At 42.1% G+C, this 21,813-nt stretch carries 22 protein-coding genes; 9 read left to right on the forward strand and 13 right to left on the reverse strand.

Annotated features, from left to right (window positions below):
- Positions 1-428: 428 nt before the first annotated feature.
- On the forward strand, positions 429-1,106 hold the full coding sequence (locus FIS9605_RS0129450; protein WP_026735783.1) for a VOC family protein: 678 nt from the start codon (positions 429-431) through the stop codon (positions 1,104-1,106).
- Between the two features lie 362 nt (positions 1,107-1,468).
- Here FIS9605_RS0129450 and xseB read toward each other — a convergent pair whose 3' ends face one another.
- Both xseB and xseA read right to left on the reverse strand, forming a co-directional pair.
- A complete protein-coding gene (xseB, locus tag FIS9605_RS0129455; protein ID WP_026735784.1) occupies positions 1,469-1,702 on the reverse strand; it encodes an exodeoxyribonuclease VII small subunit in 234 nt (77 codons plus the stop codon).
- A 33-nt stretch (positions 1,703-1,735) separates the two neighbouring features.
- A complete protein-coding gene (gene xseA / locus FIS9605_RS0129460; protein ID WP_026735785.1) occupies positions 1,736-2,977 on the reverse strand; it encodes an exodeoxyribonuclease VII large subunit in 1,242 nt (413 codons plus the stop codon).
- Between the two features lie 292 nt (positions 2,978-3,269).
- On the opposite strand from xseA, the gene recA reads away from it, so the two are divergent.
- Positions 3,270-4,346 carry a recombinase RecA gene (gene recA, locus FIS9605_RS0129465; protein ID WP_026735786.1) on the forward strand — a complete coding sequence of 359 codons (1,077 nt, stop codon included), beginning with the start codon at positions 3,270-3,272 and terminating at the stop codon, positions 4,344-4,346.
- Positions 4,347-4,443: 97 nt separating this feature from the next.
- Here the strand turns inward: recA and FIS9605_RS0129470 are convergent, their stop codons facing one another.
- Positions 4,444-5,184 (reverse strand): FHA domain-containing protein, encoded by a 741-nt coding sequence (locus tag FIS9605_RS0129470; RefSeq protein WP_197036164.1) that lies wholly within the window; start codon positions 5,182-5,184, stop codon positions 4,444-4,446.
- 482 nt (positions 5,185-5,666) lie between these two features.
- Positions 5,667-7,283, reverse strand: coding sequence for a serine/threonine-protein kinase (locus FIS9605_RS0129475; RefSeq protein ID WP_026735788.1), 1,617 nt, complete (start codon positions 7,281-7,283; stop codon positions 5,667-5,669).
- Positions 7,284-7,601: 318 nt separating this feature from the next.
- Between FIS9605_RS0129475 and FIS9605_RS41340 the strand changes: the two genes are divergently transcribed.
- A complete protein-coding gene (locus FIS9605_RS41340; RefSeq protein ID WP_072032432.1) occupies positions 7,602-7,763 on the forward strand; it encodes a metallothionein in 162 nt (53 codons plus the stop codon).
- A gap of 98 nt (positions 7,764-7,861) precedes the next feature.
- Here the strand turns inward: FIS9605_RS41340 and hemL are convergent, their stop codons facing one another.
- Positions 7,862-9,160: a glutamate-1-semialdehyde 2,1-aminomutase gene (hemL, locus tag FIS9605_RS0129480; protein WP_026735789.1), complete on the reverse strand. Its 1,299-nt coding sequence runs from the start codon at positions 9,158-9,160 to the stop codon at positions 7,862-7,864.
- Positions 9,161-9,267: 107 nt separating this feature from the next.
- Between hemL and FIS9605_RS0129485 the strand changes: the two genes are divergently transcribed.
- From FIS9605_RS0129485 to FIS9605_RS38580, 3 genes are all read left to right on the forward strand, one after another.
- Entirely contained in the window at positions 9,268-9,456 is a 189-nt protein-coding gene (locus FIS9605_RS0129485; protein WP_026735790.1) for a ChaB family protein, read from the forward strand.
- A gap of 101 nt (positions 9,457-9,557) precedes the next feature.
- Positions 9,558-10,208 (forward strand): bifunctional phosphoribosyl-AMP cyclohydrolase/phosphoribosyl-ATP diphosphatase HisIE, encoded by a 651-nt coding sequence (hisIE, locus tag FIS9605_RS0129490; RefSeq protein WP_026735791.1) that lies wholly within the window; start codon positions 9,558-9,560, stop codon positions 10,206-10,208.
- Positions 10,209-10,251: 43 nt separating this feature from the next.
- The gene (locus FIS9605_RS38580; RefSeq protein WP_051470175.1) at positions 10,252-11,088 is read left to right on the forward strand and encodes an MOSC domain-containing protein; all 837 of its coding nucleotides are present in this window, start codon (positions 10,252-10,254) and stop codon (positions 11,086-11,088) included.
- On the opposite strand, the gene FIS9605_RS0129500 is transcribed toward FIS9605_RS38580, so the two are convergent.
- Entirely contained in the window at positions 11,039-12,271 is a 1,233-nt protein-coding gene (locus FIS9605_RS0129500) for an MFS transporter (protein WP_026735792.1), read from the reverse strand. The genes FIS9605_RS38580 and FIS9605_RS0129500 overlap by 50 nt on opposite strands.
- Positions 12,272-12,792: 521 nt before the next feature.
- On the opposite strand from FIS9605_RS0129500, the gene FIS9605_RS0129505 reads away from it, so the two are divergent.
- Positions 12,793-12,990 (forward strand): DUF2811 domain-containing protein, encoded by a 198-nt coding sequence (locus FIS9605_RS0129505; RefSeq protein WP_026735793.1) that lies wholly within the window; start codon positions 12,793-12,795, stop codon positions 12,988-12,990.
- A 603-nt stretch (positions 12,991-13,593) separates the two neighbouring features.
- Here FIS9605_RS0129505 and FIS9605_RS0129510 read toward each other — a convergent pair.
- Positions 13,594-14,313 carry a response regulator transcription factor gene (locus FIS9605_RS0129510; protein ID WP_026735794.1) on the reverse strand — a complete coding sequence of 240 codons (720 nt, stop codon included), beginning with the start codon at positions 14,311-14,313 and terminating at the stop codon, positions 13,594-13,596.
- 685 nt (positions 14,314-14,998) lie between these two features.
- Here FIS9605_RS0129510 and FIS9605_RS0129515 point away from each other — a divergent pair.
- Positions 14,999-15,628 (forward strand): CPP1-like family protein, encoded by a 630-nt coding sequence (locus FIS9605_RS0129515; RefSeq protein ID WP_026735795.1) that lies wholly within the window; start codon positions 14,999-15,001, stop codon positions 15,626-15,628.
- A 92-nt stretch (positions 15,629-15,720) separates the two neighbouring features.
- Here the strand turns inward: FIS9605_RS0129515 and FIS9605_RS0129520 are convergent, their stop codons facing one another.
- The 3 genes from FIS9605_RS0129520 to panD all read right to left on the reverse strand — a co-directional run bounded on the left by FIS9605_RS0129520 (position 15,721) and on the right by panD (position 18,141).
- Entirely contained in the window at positions 15,721-16,425 is a 705-nt protein-coding gene (locus FIS9605_RS0129520) for an HAD family hydrolase (RefSeq protein ID WP_026735796.1), read from the reverse strand.
- A 424-nt stretch (positions 16,426-16,849) separates the two neighbouring features.
- Positions 16,850-17,746: an MBL fold metallo-hydrolase gene (locus FIS9605_RS0129525; RefSeq protein ID WP_026735797.1), complete on the reverse strand. Its 897-nt coding sequence runs from the start codon at positions 17,744-17,746 to the stop codon at positions 16,850-16,852.
- An 11-nt stretch (positions 17,747-17,757) separates the two neighbouring features.
- Positions 17,758-18,141 carry an aspartate 1-decarboxylase gene (panD, locus tag FIS9605_RS0129530; RefSeq protein ID WP_026735798.1) on the reverse strand — a complete coding sequence of 128 codons (384 nt, stop codon included), beginning with the start codon at positions 18,139-18,141 and terminating at the stop codon, positions 17,758-17,760.
- 48 nt (positions 18,142-18,189) lie between these two features.
- Between panD and FIS9605_RS0129535 the strand changes: the two genes are divergently transcribed.
- Positions 18,190-18,498, forward strand: a complete 309-nt coding sequence (locus tag FIS9605_RS0129535) for a hypothetical protein (RefSeq protein ID WP_026735799.1) — start codon at positions 18,190-18,192, stop codon at positions 18,496-18,498.
- Between the two features lie 63 nt (positions 18,499-18,561).
- On the opposite strand, the gene FIS9605_RS0129540 is transcribed toward FIS9605_RS0129535, so the two are convergent.
- The 3 genes from FIS9605_RS0129540 to FIS9605_RS0129550 all read right to left on the reverse strand — a co-directional run bounded on the left by FIS9605_RS0129540 (position 18,562) and on the right by FIS9605_RS0129550 (position 21,706).
- The gene (locus FIS9605_RS0129540) at positions 18,562-19,074 is read right to left on the reverse strand and encodes an inorganic diphosphatase (RefSeq protein WP_026735800.1); all 513 of its coding nucleotides are present in this window, start codon (positions 19,072-19,074) and stop codon (positions 18,562-18,564) included.
- Between the two features lie 537 nt (positions 19,075-19,611).
- Positions 19,612-19,794, reverse strand: coding sequence for a hypothetical protein (locus FIS9605_RS0129545; protein ID WP_026735801.1), 183 nt, complete (start codon positions 19,792-19,794; stop codon positions 19,612-19,614).
- Between the two features lie 940 nt (positions 19,795-20,734).
- Positions 20,735-21,706: a DUF362 domain-containing protein gene (locus FIS9605_RS0129550; protein ID WP_026735802.1), complete on the reverse strand. Its 972-nt coding sequence runs from the start codon at positions 21,704-21,706 to the stop codon at positions 20,735-20,737.
- Between the last annotated feature and the right edge of the window lie 107 nt (positions 21,707-21,813).

Consider the following 21,813-nt stretch of genomic DNA (forward strand, 5'->3'; position numbering starts at 1 on the left):
TATGGATTAGCCCTTTAAATTTTCTTTGTGTCTTGGTGCCTTTGTGGTGAAAAAATAAATTTTCTTTAACCACCAAGACACTAAGGCACGAAGTTGAATCAGGAAAAACCAGGCAATGAAAGCAGATTTTTCACCCACCTTGAAAGGGCTGGTCTATAGATTTATCTCCACAGTGATTTAATCAAGATTTGGCGGCTAATATTTTCAGGAATTCACGTTTGACAAAAAACGCCAAATATGCATTGCTATAATTTAATCATAGACTTCCGGTAACTGGAAACTTGTTTTAAAAACCTTCCTCGGGATTGGTTCTCCAAAACGTCGTTTTGTTTTTTTGTTAAATTTTATACTTTTGATAAATAAGTAATTCTTGCTTATGGGAGTTTCTTTGGCATATAGGAATTTCCATAGAGGGGGAGAGCATAATTATGAGCAATCATCATTTAACAAACTCTGCAATAGGCGACAACACAACCAACTTCTCAAAAACAAAGCGATCGCCTTTTATAGAAACGAATGGACTGCTTTTCTATAAGCAAGAGTGCAAGACTCCTGAATTCTTAAATTCATCTGCTGTCATAACCTTATTTGGCGAAGCAGTAGTTGTAGATCATTATGTGCTGCTTTTCCCCGATCCAGACACACTGATCGACTATGCTAATGCTTTGGTCAACTATGGGGCCAAAATCACAGAAGGGCCGGGAACATTCCCTGAAAACTTTTGCACCGACCGAAAAATTTTGCCTGAAGACCTGTGGATTTTCTATCTCTCATCTTTAATACCATCAGGCGTAATTGTCTCGCTGGCTGCGCCTCACGCGCCAAATGACGATTTAGATCGCTTGTTAAAAAAATACGGTGACAATGCCGTTCATCACGTTGCCATTCGTGTTGATGATATATACGCAGCGGCAGAAGTTTGGCAAAAGAAGGGCTTTATTCCTTTGTCTAGAAATCCTCAAGACGATGGCTGCTTGTGCCAATGGTTTCTTCGTAACTGGGCAGGGCAGATAGTAGAGTTAATCCACCGCAGATCCGAGGGTAGACAGACCTTTTCTTGCGAGAATATCGCTGGTTTGCGCCTCTGTGAAACTACCAGATTGTAACCAAAAGTGAGGCGATCGCCCTGCACATAAATTTTACTTGACTACACGCATCTCACATCTTTTCAAACGTTTGAGCATTTTATGCACCTGCGAGTCATTTTTTGCAAATATTGCAGGCGGACAAACTTGTTGACGCAGACATCTGTCACAAAGCATACTACCTCACTCCTTCACAAAGTATTACACGGATATTAGAGGGAAAAGTTTTACTTCAAGCAAAAATATTGCTCTGAGGAAAGTTTCCCTCTACGATCTTTGCTTGGGGATCAGTATGTTCGGTATCAATACAGTTAAAAAATTCTTAAAATTTAGTTAAGCTCCACTCAGCCCTTAGGAGTTTTGAACTAGCGATCGCCTACCTATTACTCATCATTCAAAGTCTCAATCAACAAATCTACTTGCTGCTGTCGCTGTTGTAAAAAATTTTCACACTCGCGCAAATACTCAACAGCTTTGGCGAATTGCTCAAAAACCTCTGCCAATTCCAACTCACCCGCCTCAATGCGGGCGATAATATTTTCAATTTCAGCAACCTTCGCCTCATAATTCCAAACTTCTATTGATTTAGAATTAGAGGAACTGTTACGTTTAACCATTCAAATCTTGGCTTCCTCGGCGTCTATGGCGGTTTAAACTTTTGACTCTCTTGTTTCCGTAACTTTTACTATAACCTCACCCTGGCCCAACTGAATCAACAATTCCTGTCCTATAGCTACCTCAGTGGCATTGCGAACAATTATCCCATTTTCTTGTCTGACCACCGCATAACCGCGCTGCAATACTGCTTTGGGGTCAAGAGTTACCAACTTTTGTCGCAACATCTCTAAGTGCTGAGTTGCTTGCTGAAATTTACTAGTTGTTACTTGCATCAGTTGCTGACGCCTCCAAGTTAACGCCTGCATCTGTTGCTGTAATTGCTTATCCAACCGCAAACGCTGCAAACGTTCTCGCAGTCCTTGCAGTTGATTATCTGCACTTTCTAACTCTCGATGCACTACTTGTTGTAGTTCGACAATTCGCTGCCAATGCAAATTGTATAGATCGGCAAGTGCGGGAACAACCCGTTCGGCAGCAGCAGTGGGAGTATGCACGCTCTCATCTGCTACTAAATCTACTAGAGACTCATCCCTGTGATGCCCAATCCCAGTAATTACGGGTATAGAACAATTAGCAACTGCTCGCACCACCCGTTCATCATTAAAGCAAGCTAATTCCTCAACTGCACCGCCTCCCCGCGAAAGTATTAATACCTCAGCACGTCCATCTCGTTCTACTCGTTGAATTGCCTTAACTATAGACTCTGGTGCTTGCTCACCCTGTACTGTCGCGGGAGAAAATAAAATACGTAAACCAGGGTATCTTTGCTTGAGAGTTTTTTGAATATCACCCCAAGCAGCGGCGGTAGGTGAAGTGACAACAGCAATAGTTTGGGGATGAGGTGGAAGCGATCGCTTTCTTTGTGGATCGAATAAACCCTCCGCCTCTAGTCGGTTTCGTAACTGTTGGTAGCGCAGCGCCTGCAAACCGACACCAGCGGGTAAAGCTTGCCAAACAGAAAGCTGGTATTCTCCTCGCGCGGGGTATAGTCTAATACTGCCTAAAACAATTAACTGCTCACCCACCGTTGGCATTTGCATCAATTTGGGCAATTGACCATTCCACACCACACACTTAATAGCTGCTCCCCCATCTGGATCTTGCAGTGTAAAAAATAAGCCGCTACGGTGATGGTTAGCGCTGGAAACTTCTCCTATCACCCAAACTTGTCGCAGTTGTTCATCTTGCTCTAATAGCAAGCGGATGTAGTCAGTCAAACCACTGACGCTAACAGCTGTATCAGGAATCAAAAAGTCAGTAAAATCAGCAGTCATTATACTTGTAGGCTAAGTAGCTAGGCGAGAATCAACAAAGTTCTGTAAATAAACGTAAAAATATGCTTGTACTAGCGTTTGAGCAAGCGCATCGCTACTCCATGCTGCATAATAACCAAGATAGACAATACAAAATTTAATTCCCAATCCCAATCTCCAGTCCTAGCAATATTGGCATACCCGCGCTAGACTATGTAGCGATTAGCCGCAGGAAAATGTCAAAATAGTATATCTGTTCTACTAAATCTTCCCAAGCAACACTCTCGAAATCAATATATATATAGAGGTAGGAATGGCAGTTAACACTGATAACGCTGGCAAGCAAAAAGCGCTCAACATGGTACTAAACCAGATTGAGCGTACTTTTGGCAAAGGAACAATCATGCGCTTGGGCGATGCCACCCGGATGCGGGTAGAGACCATTTCCAGTGGGGCGCTGACTTTGGATTTGGCATTGGGTGGTGGTTTACCCAAAGGGCGGGTGATTGAGATTTATGGTCCAGAAAGTTCTGGTAAAACGACTTTAGCGCTACACGCTGTTGCAGAAGTGCAAAAAAATGGCGGAATTGCTGCCTACGTAGATGCAGAACACGCCCTTGACCCAGCTTATGCTGCGGCTTTGGGTGTGGATACAGAAAACCTGCTAATTTCCCAACCTGATACAGGGGAAGCAGCATTAGAAATTGTCGATCAGCTCGTTCGCTCAGCTGCCGTAGACATTGTAGTCATTGACTCGGTAGCAGCGCTAGTTCCCCGTGCAGAAATCGAAGGTGATATGGGCGATGCCCACGTTGGTCTGCAAGCAAGATTGATGAGCCAAGCCTTACGTAAAATCACTGGTAATATTGGTAAATCTGGCTGCACAGTAATTTTCCTCAACCAATTACGGCAAAAAATTGGTATCAGCTACGGCAACCCAGAAACCACGACTGGTGGTAATGCCCTAAAATATTATGCTTCCGTACGCTTGGATATTCGCCGGATTCAAACCTTGAAAAAAGGCTCAGAGGAATTTGGTAATCGCGTCAAAGTCAAAGTTGCTAAAAATAAAGTCGCACCACCTTTTAGAATTGCCGAATTTGACATTATTTTTGGCAGGGGTATTTCTACTTTAGGTTGCCTTGTGGATTTAGCAGAAGAAACTGGCGTATTAAATCGCAAGGGAGCATGGTACAGCTACAATGGCGACAACATCTCCCAAGGACGAGATAATGCGATTAAGTACTTAGAAGAAAAAACGGAATTTGCTGAACAAATTAAGCAGTTGGTGCGGGAAAAACTAGAAAAAGGAGCTGTTGTTTCTGCTAATTCTGTCAGGAAGACAAGCGAAGACGAAGAGGAAGACGAAGATTATACAGAGGAAGAATAATGTTGGTATCTGGTTAGTAGTTAGTAGAGACGTGCCATGGCACGTCTGTACATTGTTTGTTGGTTGTTTATAACCACTAACCAACAACCACTAACCACTAACTATGACTGGGTATTTGTCTGCGGAAAAAATCGTCTAAAATTTCTGACTGCCGCTGTTTGCTTAGCCAGATTCCGGCTTCTTCGCTATCAATTAATTTTACGTCTCTAAAAACTTGTACCGTATTATCCAGGTTCTCAGACAGAGACTTTTTTCTATCAAAAGAACTACTGGTGATCTGCGCTTCATTACTACCCTTGCGTGGTACCAGTTGCATTAGTAACTCAACTGCCACTGTCGGCAAGACTTGAGGAGCGGTAATATTCATGAAGAAGGAGAAAGTCATACTACCTAACCGGATGCGATCGCCATCTTGCAATTTGATCGGTCGATAAGCAGGTTCGCTATTCACATAAGTGCCATTCTTGCTAGTGAAGTCAATCAAATAAAAACCAGGCTCGTCAATATCATCAATATATTGAATCGCTGCGTGGCGTCGAGATACATGCTGATCGGAAATGTAAATGCCACAGCTGCGATCGCGACCTATTGTCCAAATTCGCTGTGGCTGAATCAAAGTTTGCGTCTTGCCCTCGCACAAATTAGTGATCGCATAAACAACAGAACCATCCACTACACCCTGTAGATAAAACTGTTGTAACCCTGAAAACAAAGGTTGAGATACATTTTCCAGATGGAGAATTTCATCTAAAAAACTACTATGGTGTTCATACAACTTGAGGAATACTTGATATAAACTCAGTCGCTTTTCTAATTCCTTTTCTATAAACTCAGCCATAATAGCTTAGCCTTTATATTGCCAATAAATTTCAGTTATTAAGGTCGGTCATGAATATTTAGTCTCAGCCCAAAATTAGAGAAAACTGCTTATACGCTTGATGCCGTGATTTTAAATGTTGAGCAACAGACAGCGTTAAGTTTTCCCTTTCTCAGATTAAAGTTTCTTTTTCGTTTACAGTAACCGCAATACTACTTAATAGTATGAAAATTTTTGATAACAAATTTATTATTTACATCAATACAAACTATAATACTACATTTGAGTAGCACTTACTTAAGGAACGCGGATTAAATGAATCCCAATGAACCACCAAGTCACAAAGGCACCAAAAAGAATGGTGGACTATGACTTTGTGTCTTGGCGTCTTTGTGGTTTATCACAGGTTATTTAATTCACGGTTCTAAAAAAAACATGTTCATGGATTAAAAAACTATGCTACCTGAAACAAACATTTACAGAGATTAAAACCGCATTTGGTATCACAACAAGCCTCGTTTGCCATTTGGACGTATCGTCATCCAATTTGTCTTGGCTAGTGCTAGTTGTTCCTCAGAAATCTTTGCACCAGTTAGATTAGCACCACACAAATTAGCTCCTCGAAGATTTGCATTTTGGAGATAAGCATAGCTGAGGTCTGCACCTCGCAAGTCTGCTGCTTCTAAATCGGCATTATTTAAGTAAGCTTTGCTTAAGTTAGCATCTCTAAGATTAGCTCGGTTAAGACTAGCTCGCCCAAAATCGCTGTTGTGGAGATTAGCCCCTTGCAGGTTAACTCTTTCCAGTTGAGAAGAATGAAAATTAGTCCCTGATAAATTAGCACCTTGTAAGTTAAGGAGATTCAGTTTGTGTAGGGCAAAATCCCGTCTCCCCTTTAGATAAGCTGCGATCAAATTTGGGCTATCTAGCTGGCGCATCACTGGAGACTTTTGACCTTGAGAACCACTACAATTACTAGCCAAAGTTGTTGATTTTGCCGTCAGAACCTTTTGTCGTGTCCCCCCTGCATGGGTGATACCAGCGCCTTCTGCTATTTTGGCTCGTCTTGCCCGAATTGCTGCTGCTACCTGCGCCACACTTAAACCGGAGACACCAGAAGGATTGCTGCTATAAATACCAGAATCTTCCAAGCGGTGAGTAGTTCGCTCTTTCACACCACCATTAGGTTGAGAAATCAAACTTTTCGACAAGCTGTCTAAATATGGCTCCAATTCCAACGCTCTCAGCACTTCTTCTGCTGTTTGGTAACGATTTCGCACTGAGACATCCAGCATTTTCCTCAGTACGTCTACTAGGTGATTGCTTACTTGCACATGATGTTCCCACATTATCTCACCCGTTGTGGGATTATATGCCAAATCTTTGGGAGATTTGCCAGTTAGCAAATAAATGCATGTTATCCCTAAAGCATAGATATCGCTAGCGTAGACTGGACGCATTGCCATTTGCTCTGGAGGTGCAAAACCAGGAGTGCCAATTGCATATGCAGTTAATGCCGTGTGTTCTGATTGATTCACACTGGCTTGGTTGACTTGATTTGTGACAGCCCCAAAGTCTATGAGAACTAATCTACTATCTTGAGCGCGACGAATGATGTTGGCGGGTTTGATGTCGCGATGTATAACTTTATATTCGTGTATATATTCCAGCAATGGCAGGAGTTCGCTCAAAAATTGTTTAACTCCTACTTCACTGAAGACTCCTGTACGTTTGACTTCTTGTTGTAAAGTGGAGCCACTGATGTATTCCTGAACCAAGTAGAATTGTTCGCGCTCTTCAAAATAGTCTAGCAATCGCGGCACTTGCGGATGATTGCCAATCTTGCCCAAAGTAACAGCTTCTCTTTCAAACAATTCACGCGCCATTTGTATAATGTGGGGCGCAGTTCCTGACGGACGTAGTTGCTTGATCACGCAACTCGGTTCACCTGGTAAGGCTTGATCGTTGGCTAAAAAGGTTGCTCCAAAACCACCTTGACCTAAAGCTTTTACTACCCGATAGCGATCGCGCAACAGTAGTTGCGAGCCACAAGACTGACACCTCTCGCCATACGGCAAATTTTCTGGATTGGGACAGTTAGGATTCAAACAGTAGCTCATGCACTGTCAACTCGCTGCACGAAGAATTACGGGGAGTATTACACCCTGATCTCAATTATTTAGATCAAAAGCTACTTTTGCCAGGGAATTTTTGCTGGAAATCCTTTGAAGAGTTACTAAAGATAGGCTAAGCAAACGTAAAGCAATAGTATACTCACGTAATTTTACACTGAGGATTTACCCAAGCTTTTCTGAGCTATTTTTGCACACTGGTATTTAGACTGGTTGTTTAATAACTTTAACTTTTATTAATTTAATAATTGAATAAATATTCATATATAATAATATTGATGGGTGAAAGAACAAAAGGAGAAAGCTATGACAACCGTAAGCCAAATGAAATGTGCCTGTGACTCTTGCTTGTGTATCGTTTCAATTGGAGATGCAATTCAAAAAGACGGTAAATATTATTGTTCTGAAGCCTGTGCGGATGGTCATAAAACAACAAAAGGTTGTGGTCACAGTGGTTGTGGCTGTTAAGCAGGCTTATACCTATATACATATATACATAAAATTGCAACCCCACCCAGTAGGGGCGGGGTTGCATATTTTTTCACGTATTAATGGTGTCCCATTTGTTACAGTTGAGACATTACATCCCTTGCTGCTTCTAGTGTCTGGTCAATATCTTCCTCAGTGTGAGCGAAAGAAGTAAATCCAGCTTCAAACTGGGATGGAGCCAAGTAAATACCACGCTCTAACATACCGCGATGGAAACGAGCAAACTTCGCCAAATCTGATTTTTTGGCGTCTTCGTAGTTATGTACAGGACCAGCGGTGAAAAACAGACCAAACATAGCACTGATGGAACCACCGCAAGCAGCGTGACCAGTTTCTTGGGCAATTTGCAACAAACCATTTGCTAGCTTCTTAGTAATCCGATCTAGGTATTCGTAAGTACCGGGCTTTTGCAGTAACTCCAGTGTTTTGATACCTGCGGTCATTGCCAAGGGATTACCAGAAAGAGTTCCCGCTTGATACATCGGGCCAGCAGGGGCAACCATTGACATGATATCCCGACGGCCACCATAAGCTCCCACGGGCAAACCACCACCGATAACCTTGCCTAACGTTGTTAAATCAGGGGTGATACCAAACTTCTCTTGAGCACCACCGTAGGCAATGCGGAAGCCCGTCATCACCTCATCAAATACCAATAGAGCACCATGTTCCTGGGTAAGTTCCCGTAAGCCTTCTAAGAAACCAGCATCGGGAGGAATAAACCCAGCATTACCCACAACTGGTTCCAGAATGACCCCAGCGATTTGGTCACGGTTTTCTTCAAACAGAGCTTTAACAGCTTCCAAATCATTGAAAGGCGCAGTCAAGGTATTGCTTGTTACTGATTTAGGAACGCCAGGGGAGTCAGGCAAACCAAGGGTAGCAACGCCAGAACCAGCCTTCACCAAGAACATATCGGCGTGACCGTGGTAGCAACCCTCAAACTTGATCGCTTTTTCACGTCCAGTGAAAGCCCGCATCAAGCGCAATACTGCCATACAGGCTTCAGTACCAGAGTTAACAAATCTTACCATCTCGATACTGGGAACAGCATCGATAACCATTTCTGCCAAGACATTTTCCAATACGCAAGGCGCACCAAAACTAGTACCTTTTTCCAAGGCTTCATGTAGCGCCGCAATCACTTCAGGATGGGCATGACCGCAAATGGCTGGGCCCCAAGTGCCTACATAGTCGATATATTGATTGCCATCTACATCCCAAACGTATGCACCTTTAACGTGGTCGAAAACAATCGGTTGTCCACCCACAGATTTAAAGGCGCGAACCGGGGAACTTACCCCTCCTGGCATCAGATTTTGAGCAGCGGCGAAGATTTCTTGTGATTTTGTTGTTTTAATCGTTGTATTTACCAAGGTTCTCTCCTAACAGTGGGAAATCATAAAGTTCTATCTGGGGATAGGGGTTAAGTCTTCTCAGAACTTCTATCGTATAAAATTACCTGAACCAAGAAAATAACAATATGTTATACAAGTCCAATCAAGACTTGCCTGTAGAGATTCGCACTCGCTTATCCGAGGCATACCAAGATGTTTACCGGGCAGCTTATAACTCGGCTATTCATTGGTATGGTGAAACTGCAAAGGCTCACCAAGTCGCTTTAAGTGCTGTTAAAATGCAGTCTGTTATGCATAGGAGCTTTGTTATTTAAGACTGGATTAGAAAATATTTTCAAAATAAATTGCCAGTTGCCCTCTTTAGAATGGTATCGTGAACCCATGAATCATTCTCGCTCTTTTTCAAGCAGCTGGTATGTTTTTTTCAGCGACTAATTCTCAACACCAAGCTATTCCTGTCGATCAAATTCGCTACGACGATCGCGGTCTTGTCCCGGCAATTGTCCAAGACTATCTGGATGGCACTATTTTAATGATGGCGTGGATGAATCGGGATTCACTCCAAAAGACTTTGGAAACAGGCGAAACTTGGTTTTGGAGTCGTTCTCGTCAGGAGTTATGGCACAAAGGAGCGACTTCGGGTCATATTCAGAAAGTGCAGAGTCTTCGTTACGACTGTGATAGTGATGCGCTACTGATTGGAGTTGAGCAGGTGGGAGATATTGCCTGCCATACTGGGGAGCGCAGTTGTTTTCATCAGGTAGATGGAAAAATTACTCCTCCACCAGGTGATACGTTATCGCAACTATTTCAGCTAATCTGCGATCGCCGCGACCATCCCACTGAAAGTTCATATACGTGTAAGTTGTTCGCAGGCGGTGATAACAAAATTTTGAAAAAAATTGGTGAAGAAACCGCAGAGGTCGTCATGGCATTTAAGGATGATGACGCCGATGCGATCGCCTCAGAGGTTGCAGATTTGCTATATCATACTCTTGTTGCTCTTGCTCACCATCAAGTTGATTTGAAATCGGTGTATCGCAAATTGCAAGAGCGTCGTAGGTAGAAACAAGCGCAAATACGTTCTGAAAATAGCGCTAGAAAAGATCATGCCTTTCCTTAGCAAGATTCTCATCTTCCCAATCAAATCGCTAGATGGTGTTGAAGTTACTCAGGCTAGCCTGCTGGAGGGAGGGGCGATCGCTTATGACCGCGAATTCGCCATTGTAGACGAGCAGGGGAAGTTTGTCAACGGGAAGCGCACAGAGAAAGTTCATGCACTACGTTCTTCCTTTGACTTGGCAGCTAGGACAGTAACGCTGCGGGTTCACAATCAAAGTCAGTTTCAGACGTTTCATCTGGATCGCGAACGCAATGCGCTAGCCTCTTGGCTTAGCGACTACTTTGGTTACACTGTCACCCTCCAGCAAAACCTTTACATGGGCTTCCCTGACGATACTGAGGCTTCTGGGCCGACTGTTATTAGTACTGCCACTCTAGAAACCATTACCTCCTGGTTTCCGGGACTCAGCTTGGAGGAAATTCGCCATCGGGTTCGTGCCAATCTGGAAATTGATGGAGTTCCACCATTTTGGGAAGACCAGTTGTTTGGAAAACTCGGTCAGTATGTTCCTTTTCAGATTGGTGATGTTGCATTCCTCGGCAGTAATCCTTGCCAACGCTGCGTGGTACTGACTCGGAATCCTTGGACTGGCAAGCGCGATTCTAGCTTTCAAAAAGAGTTCACAATCAAGCGTCAGCAGACCTTACCTAATTGGGCTGAACTCTCCCACTTCAATCATTTTTTCAGGCTGACTGTCAACACAAAAGTTCCACCATCAGAGACAGGCAAGGTATTGCAAATCGCAGATGAGATTAAAATTCTGCAAAGCCAAGCTATTCACTCAGCAGCAAGCGATGAAGGTAATACAAAATTGCCAGGGTGATGATAACACTTAAAGCTAACCACAGCCAGAAGTAATCTATTAATGATTGCGGTTGATCTAATGCCCAACCTCCCAGAGGAGGCCCGATAAAATAGCCAACAGCCCAACACAGAGAGTTGATTGAGAAATAAACACCGCGTTGAGATGGAGGTGCTAGATCGGTAACTAAGGAAGCAGCCGAGGGGGTGTAAGAGACAATTGCAACGGCAAATACTCCTAAAGCCAAAGCCGCCCAGTACAGTTGTCCAGAATGAGAAATACCTGTAATCCAAATCAGGCAAAATCCCCCTGCCCATAGCAAAGCGGAAACTGCCAGTGCTTGAGAATGAGAGAAGCGTTTGAGGATACGGGCAACAGGTAGCTGTGCGAGAATGGCAACTGCTAGATGCCAAGCGAATAAAACACTTATTGTACTGTCTGCAATTCTTTTGATTGAGTCAACCAGCACGAAGTTTTTGAAGTAGACGGGGAGGGTACTGTGTAGCTGGGAAATGTAGGTGGTGAAGATAATGTTGACTGCGACGTACACTAAAAGACGGCGATCGCGTAATGCTACCATCCAAGCGGCGAAGTGTGAGGTCTCTTGTTGTCGTGTTTGCTGTCGTTGATGAGTTTCTGCGATCGCTACATAAACTACCACAAAAAACACAATAAACGAAATGGCATCGATAATAAATAGCGTGCGGTAACTCCTTGCAGTTACTAAAACGCCGCCTAAAACAATTCCCATTCCCAATCCCAGATTGTCTGCCAGCCTGGTGATAGCAAAGGCTTCACGACGATTTTCAGTTAGCGTCACGTCGGCAACAACAGCTTCAGTGGCAGGCCAATATAAACCAATACCCAAGCCACCGATTAAGTTACCAATGACAAGCGTGACAAAATTTTGGGTTCCAGCTAAAACTAGAGAACCGACTGCTGAAATCGCTGCTGACAGCAACAAAGTGCGGCGACGTCCCATTTGGGGTGAATCGGCAAAAGAACCACCCAAAATCCGTCCTACTACCCCAGAAATGGAAGCACAACCCAAGGCAAAGCCGACAGCAGTTGCCGATAAACCAACTTGATTGACGAAAAATATGGGAGCGTAAAACAGTGTAAAGCCGGTGCCCAGTTCTGAGAGGAACCGACCTAATACTAAAATCCAGACTTGGGGATGAATTAGGGAAAACCAGGAAGACACCGAAATTTAGTTATTGGGTCTATACCTTATGGTATTGGAGATGGTAAAAACTTATCTTCCATTCCCTATTTTGTAATTCTTATCATTCTATGGAATTTTCCTCACTGATTCCACAGAGTTTCCACAGGTACTTTCCCTGTTTTCCACAGCTGCTCTACGATGTCATAGGCTCTTGCTGCGTTACTGGGGATTTTTTCTTCACAGCAGTTAGAGACTTATGAAACTGAGTTTATATTAAGAAGAGTTACAAAAACACTATTAAAACCCTTATAATTTCGTAAATATGTTTTTTTCATAAACTTATTTTTAACATTTCGCAGCATTGACAACCCTACCCCCTTTTGCCGCAAAATGATGCGGCTTGCCTTTATAGTCTGTCCTTGCATCTGTGTAAAAATACCTTTCGTTGTTGCCGCAGATACTCGGATCGGGGAAGGACAAGAAATTATGTATTCCCATCCTGTAGCTCTAATTACAAGCAAGATTTCCTAGTGATGGACACTGCCAAGGAGAAAAATCTCATGAACGCAACAGTTAGCATCTTTACAGAAATTCCTGAGACACTGCACGAATCTCTGAAAAACTACTTAGAAAAGCATCCTGACTGGGATGAAAACCGAGTCTTAACGGCGGCACTTTCGTTGTTTTTGCTCCAAAATGGAGATAGCGATCGCCGTGCTGCTCGTGTGTACTTAGAAACTTTGTTCCACCACTGCTAAGCAAAAATGTACTGCACCGATTCCAATTCATGTCCAAAAGCCAATGTATTAAACACTTTGGTTTTAGGTGCGTCAATTAGCAGTGTTATTGTGGTCGATACTCCAATAGGGGTACGGTATACCGTACCCCATAACTAGGTTTCGTGCAAGAAGCAACTGATTTTAAGGGTGAGTGTGGTATAGTTGATTAATTTTTCTTGCAAAAAAAATAACTGGGGCAAACTGAACTTCTTGGAAAAATATCGTCAATTTAGCCCGGATATCGCAATCTACCTAGAAGATCAAGCCAATTACAGAGCGGCGAAAATCGCCGCTCCTGGCTTATACTTTAAGTGAGTCACTATTTTGGGTTTTGAAAAAACTATTTCCTAGTAAGGTTTCTCATTTAGGAAAGCTGAGATTCATAAATCAACTTTTAAAGATAAAGAACGGTGTGGTTTGTATTTTAAAGTAATTGCAGAAATTATATTTATCAGGGAGACTGGGTGAATTTGGTTAGAAGTTTCGTAGTGTAGTCATTAGTTCCAAGCCCACAATCTAAAAGTTATTTGGCTATTGAACTGTGGTACAGACGCGATTAATCGCGTCTCTACTGACTACTGACTACTGGACTTTTTCAGACTGCTGGGGAAGAGTAGGACATTCAAACTTATAGCCAACCCCACGCACTGTCTGAATTAATGCTGGTTGACTAGCATCGACTTCAATTTTTTTGCGAATTTGACCGATGTGTACGTCTACAACTCGCTGATCGCCTACATATTCATAGTCCCACACTTCTTGGATCAGCTCTGCTCTTCGCCAAACACGACCTGGATGACTGGCTAAAAAATGTAACAAGTCAAATTCGAGAGCAGTTAGGGGTACTGGTTCACTGTTAAGCGTTACCTCTCGCCGCACTGGGTCAATCATCAACTTTTCAAATACCAGACGCTTTTGTTCTGCCGTAGTTACAACCCGCTGACGCCGCAAAATAGCTGCGACTCTGACTTCTAGTTCTCCCAAACCAAATGGCTTGGTGAGATAGTCATCAGCACCTTTAGAAAAGCCGCGAATTTTATCAGCTTCATCTGCACGGCTAGTCAACATGAGAACAAAAACGCCATTACGGCTTTGCATATCTTGGCAGAGGTTAAACCCAATGACATCTGGTAAATTGACATCTAATATCACCAAGTCTGGGTTAAATTGCTCAAATAGAGCTAAGGCAGTCTTACCATCTTCAGCGGCCTCCACCTGATAGTTCTGCTTCATTAAAAAGCGTTGGATTAAATTGCGAACCGCAGGGTCGTCATCAACTACAAGAATCTTGGCAGGAGCCATGACCATCACTTTGTACAAAAATTTATTAGGATTAACATGCAGTGTGCGTTAAAAACGCATTTTCTACTTGGGAGAAAATAATAATCTACAAGGTTAACGCGCAGATTCCCTGATTATTTAAATACTAGTTTAATCAGGATTTTCGACAATTAAAGCGCGAATCTTCTTATAATGCCACCCTGAACTGTTTCGAGCTAATAATTGTTAACCTCGTGTCTGGTAAGCAGATATTCTTACCTTAGCCACTAAATTAAGTAAACTAAAACACTTTCATATCATAGTTACTTAGTAATTTTAACGCTTTAATTTTAAATCTATACGTGGCTTTATGGCACAAGGCAATAGTACAGTTGACCAAATCAAACTTGGTTAAGGTACAGTTAATTGCCAAATATGAAACACAAAAGGTGTTTTTTTCATAAAAAAGCCTTGTAGGTATTTTTAGCTCAAATTCTAGAGTAAAGCTCTAAATGGTGAACGACATGAGGGGATACACGGAGTTCTAGCAATATGTTAAAGTGTCTATAGTTAAAATTACCAGATCGATTATGCTTGCCCGTGTTACTATCCAGGTAAGATATACAAATCGATCAAAACATTGGTTTCGACCGACATAAAACCTAGAATTATTTATTTTTTCTGCAAAAAAGACTGCTGCCTATTAAGGCTAAACTAACAAACTCCCATGAGCGAGCAAAATCCCTACGAAAAACTTGGGGTATCTGAGGAAGCTAGCTTCGATGAAATTCAGGATATTCGCAATCGCCTCTTGCAGCAATACAGTGGCGATGCTAAACGCCTAGAAATGATTGAGGCTGCTTATGACGCGATTTTGATGGATCGCTTGCGGATGCGCCAAGAAGGTAAAATCAGAGTGCCTGAACGTATTAGGTTTCCAGAACGTCTGGTACAACCACCTCCTCAAGAAACTCCCACACCTCGTGAGAAATCGCCTGCATGGCTGCAAAGAATGTTGGATAACCCAACACCAGCAGATATTGTTTTGCCTGGAGTTTGGTATTTGGGTTTGAGTGCCATCAGTGTATTTTACCAAGCTGGAGGCGATCAGATTTTGCAGATGGTGCTGGTGCTTGGTGTAGGTATTAGTATTTACTTTATCAATCGCAAGGAAGGTAAGTTTGGTCGAGCGGTTTTATTCACCCTAGTCGGTTTAATCATAGGCTTAATTGCTGGAGGAATGGTCGCTAACTGGGTAATGCCGCAAATACAACAATTTATTAGTCTGAGTGCAAATCAATTTTCGACAGTAATAACTTTTATATTGTTGTGGCTGATCAGCAGCTTTCTACGGTAATTAGGTAATGGGTAATGGGAACTAGGGAGAGGGGACTGGAAGGGACTGGGGAAGAACTATAACAAGCCTCTTTCCCAATCACCAATCACCAATTACCAATGACCGATTGGTTGCAGCGATCGCTCAAGGACTAAATCAACGGCTGCGCTAAAATCTTTAACAATTATATCCGGGTGGTAAAGTTTTAATTGAGCGCGATCGCGGATGCCGCTCTCTACAGCGATCGCCTTAATACCATGCTTTTTGGCAGCAGTAATGTCAGCTTCTGTATCCCCCACCATCCAAGTATATGCGGCAGGTGGTAATTCCTTTAAGGCCCGTGCCATTAATAATGGTTTATCGTCAATGTCACGAGTTTTGATATAGTCGTTACTTAGACAATAACAGCGATTTTCTGGAAAGAATCTGCCTAAATCATATTGTTTGAAGGCATAGTCTAGTTCCCAGACTCGACGCATAGTCATCACTGCTAAATCAATACCAGCCTGTTGGATTTTTAACAGTGTATCCACAGCACCAACAGCAAGGCGATCGTACTGAAAGTAAGGTTCTGTATGTACTGTTTGCCGCCGTAGTTGTGCAAATTCTTGTGCTTGCACCTCATCCAAACCGGAAATCATGGCGATTTGTTTCTCAGGTACGCGCGATCGCTTCATCTGCCAAAATTCTGGCTTGGAAAGTTCTTTTACTTTTTGATCTGGACGTCGGGTTTTTTGTAAGCAGAGTTGATAAACACGATAGTACCGTTCTGAAACATCTATAATTGGGCCGTCAAAGTCTGTGATAAGTCTTAACATTTTTTTGAAAAATAAAATTAAAATTCACTTATAGACTAGCCCAGATATAACCGTGTTTGAGTTTTAAATATTTGATGAGTGAATTTTGAATTACTAATCTGACTGCTACGCGAAGTCCGGAGTCAACAGTCAAATGTCAAAAGCTTGGACTGTTGACTCTTGGCTTTTTGACTCTTACCTCAGTCCCTATTCCCTAGGAGACTAGCGCGTTTGATTTATTCTCGTTCCAATACTGCAAGGGATAGGATTTTTCGTGGTTATTGTGGCATGTAGAGACGCGAAATTTCGTGTTTGTTCTCTACACAAGATTCTTGGTCTTATCCGAAGTAGTATTGGTTCTCGTTCTATGGCTTTGAGTTATTTGTAGATAGTTGATAAAATGTTCGAGTTTTACAACAATAATCCTCGACAGAAAAGCCATTCGCTAAACAACAACTAAAACTAATCCTTCACGAGCTATTAAGGCTTTGGGGAAAGCAGATGTAATTTCCATCTGTACCCGGTCGAGGAAATCATCATAGTCATCTGGGTGGTAGTGAGAAAGTACTAATTGTTTAACACCAGATGTGACAGCCAAATCAACAGCAGTTTGCCAGTGTGAATCACTATAGTCAGCTTTATGGAATGTTGGAGGAGTGGTGAGATTAGCAATTAGCAAATCAACACCTTCTGTTAACTGTATTATTCGTCTTCGCTCCGTTTCATCAACATCCTGATGCAAATCCGTTACGTAGGCAACACTATAGTTTTGCCAACTAACTTGATAGCCAATAGACTTTTGCGTTTGATTGATTAATGCTGTTGTAATCGTGACATCATCTAGTTTCACTGCTTTACCCGCAATCAAATTATGAAACTGCAATTCTGACTGCATTACCTGTAAAGGGTAAGGAAAGTGCGGTAGTAACATCTGATCGCACAAGCACTGCTTTATAGAAGCTCCGTTTGAAGCTGCTGTTCCATAGATGTGAAAGCTGTTTTCTGCAACAAACGCAGGAGCAAAGAATGGAAAACCTTGGATACGATTTGATTGGGAGTTAGTAAAAAATAAATGAGCTTCTAGTGGCTGTTGTATTTCTAGCCAACTTTTTCCTAGTAGGCGTAAGCCTGTGCCTCCATCAAAAACCAAATGCTTATCAGCTACCTGCATCTCTACACAGGCAGTATTACCACCATAGCAGCTAGTATTGCCACCTGGGGTGGGAATTAAACCCCGTACACCCCAGAATTTGACTACAAATTTCCCCTCTTGGTTGGGAATCTGGGTAATTTGCTGTTGATTTATGTGGTTCTGCGGAGGCGACAGCTCAAAATTTGACATCTTTTTTGCAACTAGGTCTGACTGAGCAGGTCATCATAGCACCGAACTTCAAAAATACGGTTGTTTTCATCCACAATGACAACAGTAGGAGAGTAAGTTTTTAACTCTTCCGTAGTGAACTGCCCGTAAGACATTATAATCAGGCGATCGCCAGTAATGCCTAGACGTGCCGCAGCCCCATTTAGCTCAATTGCTCCAGAATTAGCTGGAGCTGGGATCGCATAAGTAATGAAGCGCTGGCCATTGGTGATGTTCACTACTTGCACCTGCTCATAAGGTAAGATACCAGCTTTCTCCATCAAGATGCGATCAATACTAATACTGCCCACGTAGTTGATGTTAGCTGCCGTGAGAGTGCAATTGTGAATTTTTGCCAGAAGAAGCGTGCGCTGCATGGAGTTTAAGATTTTGTGGCAAGAAAGCAGTTATGAGGAAGGCAGTGAATGCAAAGCAAAGTATCCATTGGTAGACAGGAAACAGGAGGAACCCATAAATATAATTTAGGGGTTGAGAGTCAAGATGCTTTGTGCCTTGTGTTACGCATCTTGCAGACGCCCGCAGGAGCTTTTCAAAGAGTAACTATTATTACATTCTTCGACCTAATTACATTTAGGAGCTTGTATCCGAATAGCTGCCACACTAGTGCTATCTACGGGCAACTGCTGATGGCGCTGGCTCCTGTGTATCTACCTGACGTGAATGACTTCGCCATGCATACTTCTGCCTTTCGGCGAAGTCGGGTTAACCTTTAGCCGCCTTCACCTGCGCTTGGCTGGTGGAAATTTTCAGGTAGTTTCAGAATTACTTTCCCGAACTTATTTGCTACCAGCTTTGATGCATTTTTCTACTAAGGGCTTGACTTTATCAACATCATGCCAACCGAGAATTTCCGTTACTTTTTTTTCCAGATTTTTATACGTACGGAAAAATTCAGCTATTTCTTCTAGTCGGTGTGAGGCTATGTCATTGATAGATTTGACATTAGCGTAGCGAGGATCTTTGTCAGGAACACAAAGAATTTTTTCATCGCGATCGCCACCATCTATCATTTCTAGCATACCAATTGGTCGTGCGGCAATTACACACCCAGCAAAAGTCGGCTCATCCATTATTACCATACCATCCAGCGGATCGCCATCATCAGCCAAAGTGTTGGGTACAAAGCCATAGTCGTATGGGTATTGTACGGATGCATAAAGCACGCGGTCTAAAGCAAAAGCCTGCAAGTCTTTGTCAAATTCGTATTTATTTTTACTCCCGCCTGGAATTTCAATCAGAACGTTAATTAAACCTGGTTTGGGTTGAGCAGGAATACGGGATAAGTCCACAACAAAACTCCTGAGTTAACAGTGAAACATGGGTACTGCCTTTGTTGGTTCCCCGTGTAGAATTTTAGGGCCAATAGGGACACATCCGTTCTACGAAATCTGTCTTGAAAATAGGGGAAAGGGGAAAGGGGAAAGGGGAAGAGATTTTCATCGCCTCGTTGTGGGCTAATGCCCGTGGGGGTTTAGCTTGAAAATAGGGATTGGGGATCGGGGAAGATATTTTCAAGATAGATGTGAATTAAAGGCTGATCGCTGCTACCTTACCGTAAGCTTAGCAAAGCGCGTCCATGCGGCAACAATAGAAGTGGTGAGAAGCCTTTTGTTCTCACCACTTCTATTGTTCTGAGGGTTTATTTAGTAAGCAACCACAAAGCTAACTATCTTAAAAGTTGCTGTCAATTGAGGCAATGCAGAGAACTCTTCTGTTGCTTAGCGTCTAAATACAATATTACCCGCCTCACTAACCTGGAAATCAGTAGTGTTCTGTTATAACTACCTTCGGTTGTAAAATCGTGCTTTCAATTCATCTGTTAATTTTCACTTATTTTTGAGGTTGTATGTGAAGGATGGCTGGTTATTTGGAACATTGGTTGAAGAGTAATTAGCAATGACAAACAGGGGTACAGTCAAAGTTAACAGACCAATCAAAGTTCCCACAATGTCTGCCAAGCGATGAGAATACGTGTCGGATGAATCGGCAGACTGACTGTTTGAATCCATAAAAAATCAAGTTAGTTACATCAGTTGTAGACTGACTCTTTTTGAAGAGCCTAACTACTATTTTAGCTATTTTTTAACCGTAAATATTCTAGTCGTCAAGCATGGCACTCATTTTTGAAAGTATTATCCTAGTTTCTTAGGTCTGAAAAACTTGATACTAATTCACCTTCCAAGATAATCATAATAACTGTGTAACTATTTTTGCAACATTTTCTGCTGTATCTTGTAATATCTGCATTCGGCATGGCTAAATTCCTGGCATCAATAATTACATTTTTCAATTATTTTTGAGAGAAAAATGTAAGTGTATATACAGTATTTAACCTTGCAAAATATTATTAATAAAGCTTAGAGACATGCATTTATTTTTTTGATACATCAGTTATATACCGAAAAAGCACTGGACATACATCGATATTTTATTGAATTACTAAGTACTAGTACTTAAAATTTTAGTAACTTTGATATAGTTTCTTTAATAAGAGTTTTTAGCCTATAGTAAATATAGATAAAAACCTTGTATTTAGAATTCTGACTCAGTGATTACACTCAAAAAATCTTCACACAACGGGCAGTAATAAAATTAATAACCATAATTTTTTATTTTGTCAATCTGCAAATAGATAGATGAATAAAAAGTGAACTAAAGACAATTGATTATACTTGATCGAAAATAGGGACTAGGGGATAAACAATAGAGACAACAGAAAGAGTAATCTGCATCTTTCTAGGATATATACGGATTTTTTTCAGTAGTGAATCCAAAATTACAAAAGAAAAATTTCATCAACAATCAACCAACTAAAACTAAAAAAACCGCCACTAGTAGAGTAGGGCGGTCTGGTTAAGCAATCGGAGGGTATTTTCAGCTTACTCTGCTGATTTTGAAATTGTTGTAGCAGAGTATGCACTTATTGCCAACATTAGACGCTCAGTCCAGTTAACGTCTACCATAAGCGCTCATTGGTTCCTTAATAAATCGAATGTAAAGATGTTTGAACGTAGACTTAATCACGCGAGGCATACCAAAATCGATAGGAATAAACTTGTCCGGTAACAGCCAATCATCTATTTGTAATAAGCTGGGATGCAAATGAGGATAATAGATAGCCTCTAGTTCTGGACAAACCCCCAGACGCATGGATGCAGCCACAGTGGGTACTTGTATGGCTGGCACATTGAGTATTTCTACTATTGCCCGATCTAAAGCAAATACATCTGTTGATGCCCCTAAAATACCTAGCGGACGTGGTTCACCGCCACTGGGACCATTTCCTTCATGACCGATGATGCCATCTAATATAGTCAAATTGGGGTTAATTGTCCTGGCAGTTTCTACTAACATTTCCCCAAATCTGTTTGCATCTTTGCCAGCTTCCATGTGCCACCAAGCTTTCATTTTGCCAGGGACGCAACCAAACAGGTTTTTCACCCCTAAGGTAAGTACTAGTTGGACGTGAGATTTCACTTTGGGTAGATTAATCACCACATCTGCCTCCATTGCCTCTTTGGAGAGTAGCAGATGGTTAAACTCCTCACTGACAGTTTGGTAACGATGCCCGTGGAAATCGATAATTGGCAGATTGAGTTCTTCTATCATCGGCAAATAGCCATTTGCCACGGCTACTCCCCTAGCGCTGCCAAAAGCAGGACTGTCACCTAAAAATGGCTTACCACCAGCCTCAATTACCATCTGTGCTACTGCATAAACCAATTCTGGGCGGCTGGTACACTCTTTATCAGGACGTGCGCCTGTTAGTAAATTAGGTTTAAGTAAAACGCGATTCCCTGGTTTAACAAACGCCGTCATTCCCCCAAATGGTTCCAGCAGCGTTTCTAAAGATTTCCGTAACGCCTCGCGTCCGTAGGAAGTAGCGCGGATTAAACTGACAGATGGTGTTTGAGTCTGCATAGTGGTTAGTGGTTAGTGGTTAGTTAGTAGTTAGTGGTTAGTGGGAAAACAACCAACAATCAACTACTATTTACCATCTAATACCTACTATCTACTATCTACTATCT

This window comes from Fischerella sp. PCC 9605 (assembly GCF_000517105.1).
Taxonomy (GTDB): Bacteria; Cyanobacteriota; Cyanobacteriia; order Cyanobacteriales; family Nostocaceae; genus PCC9605.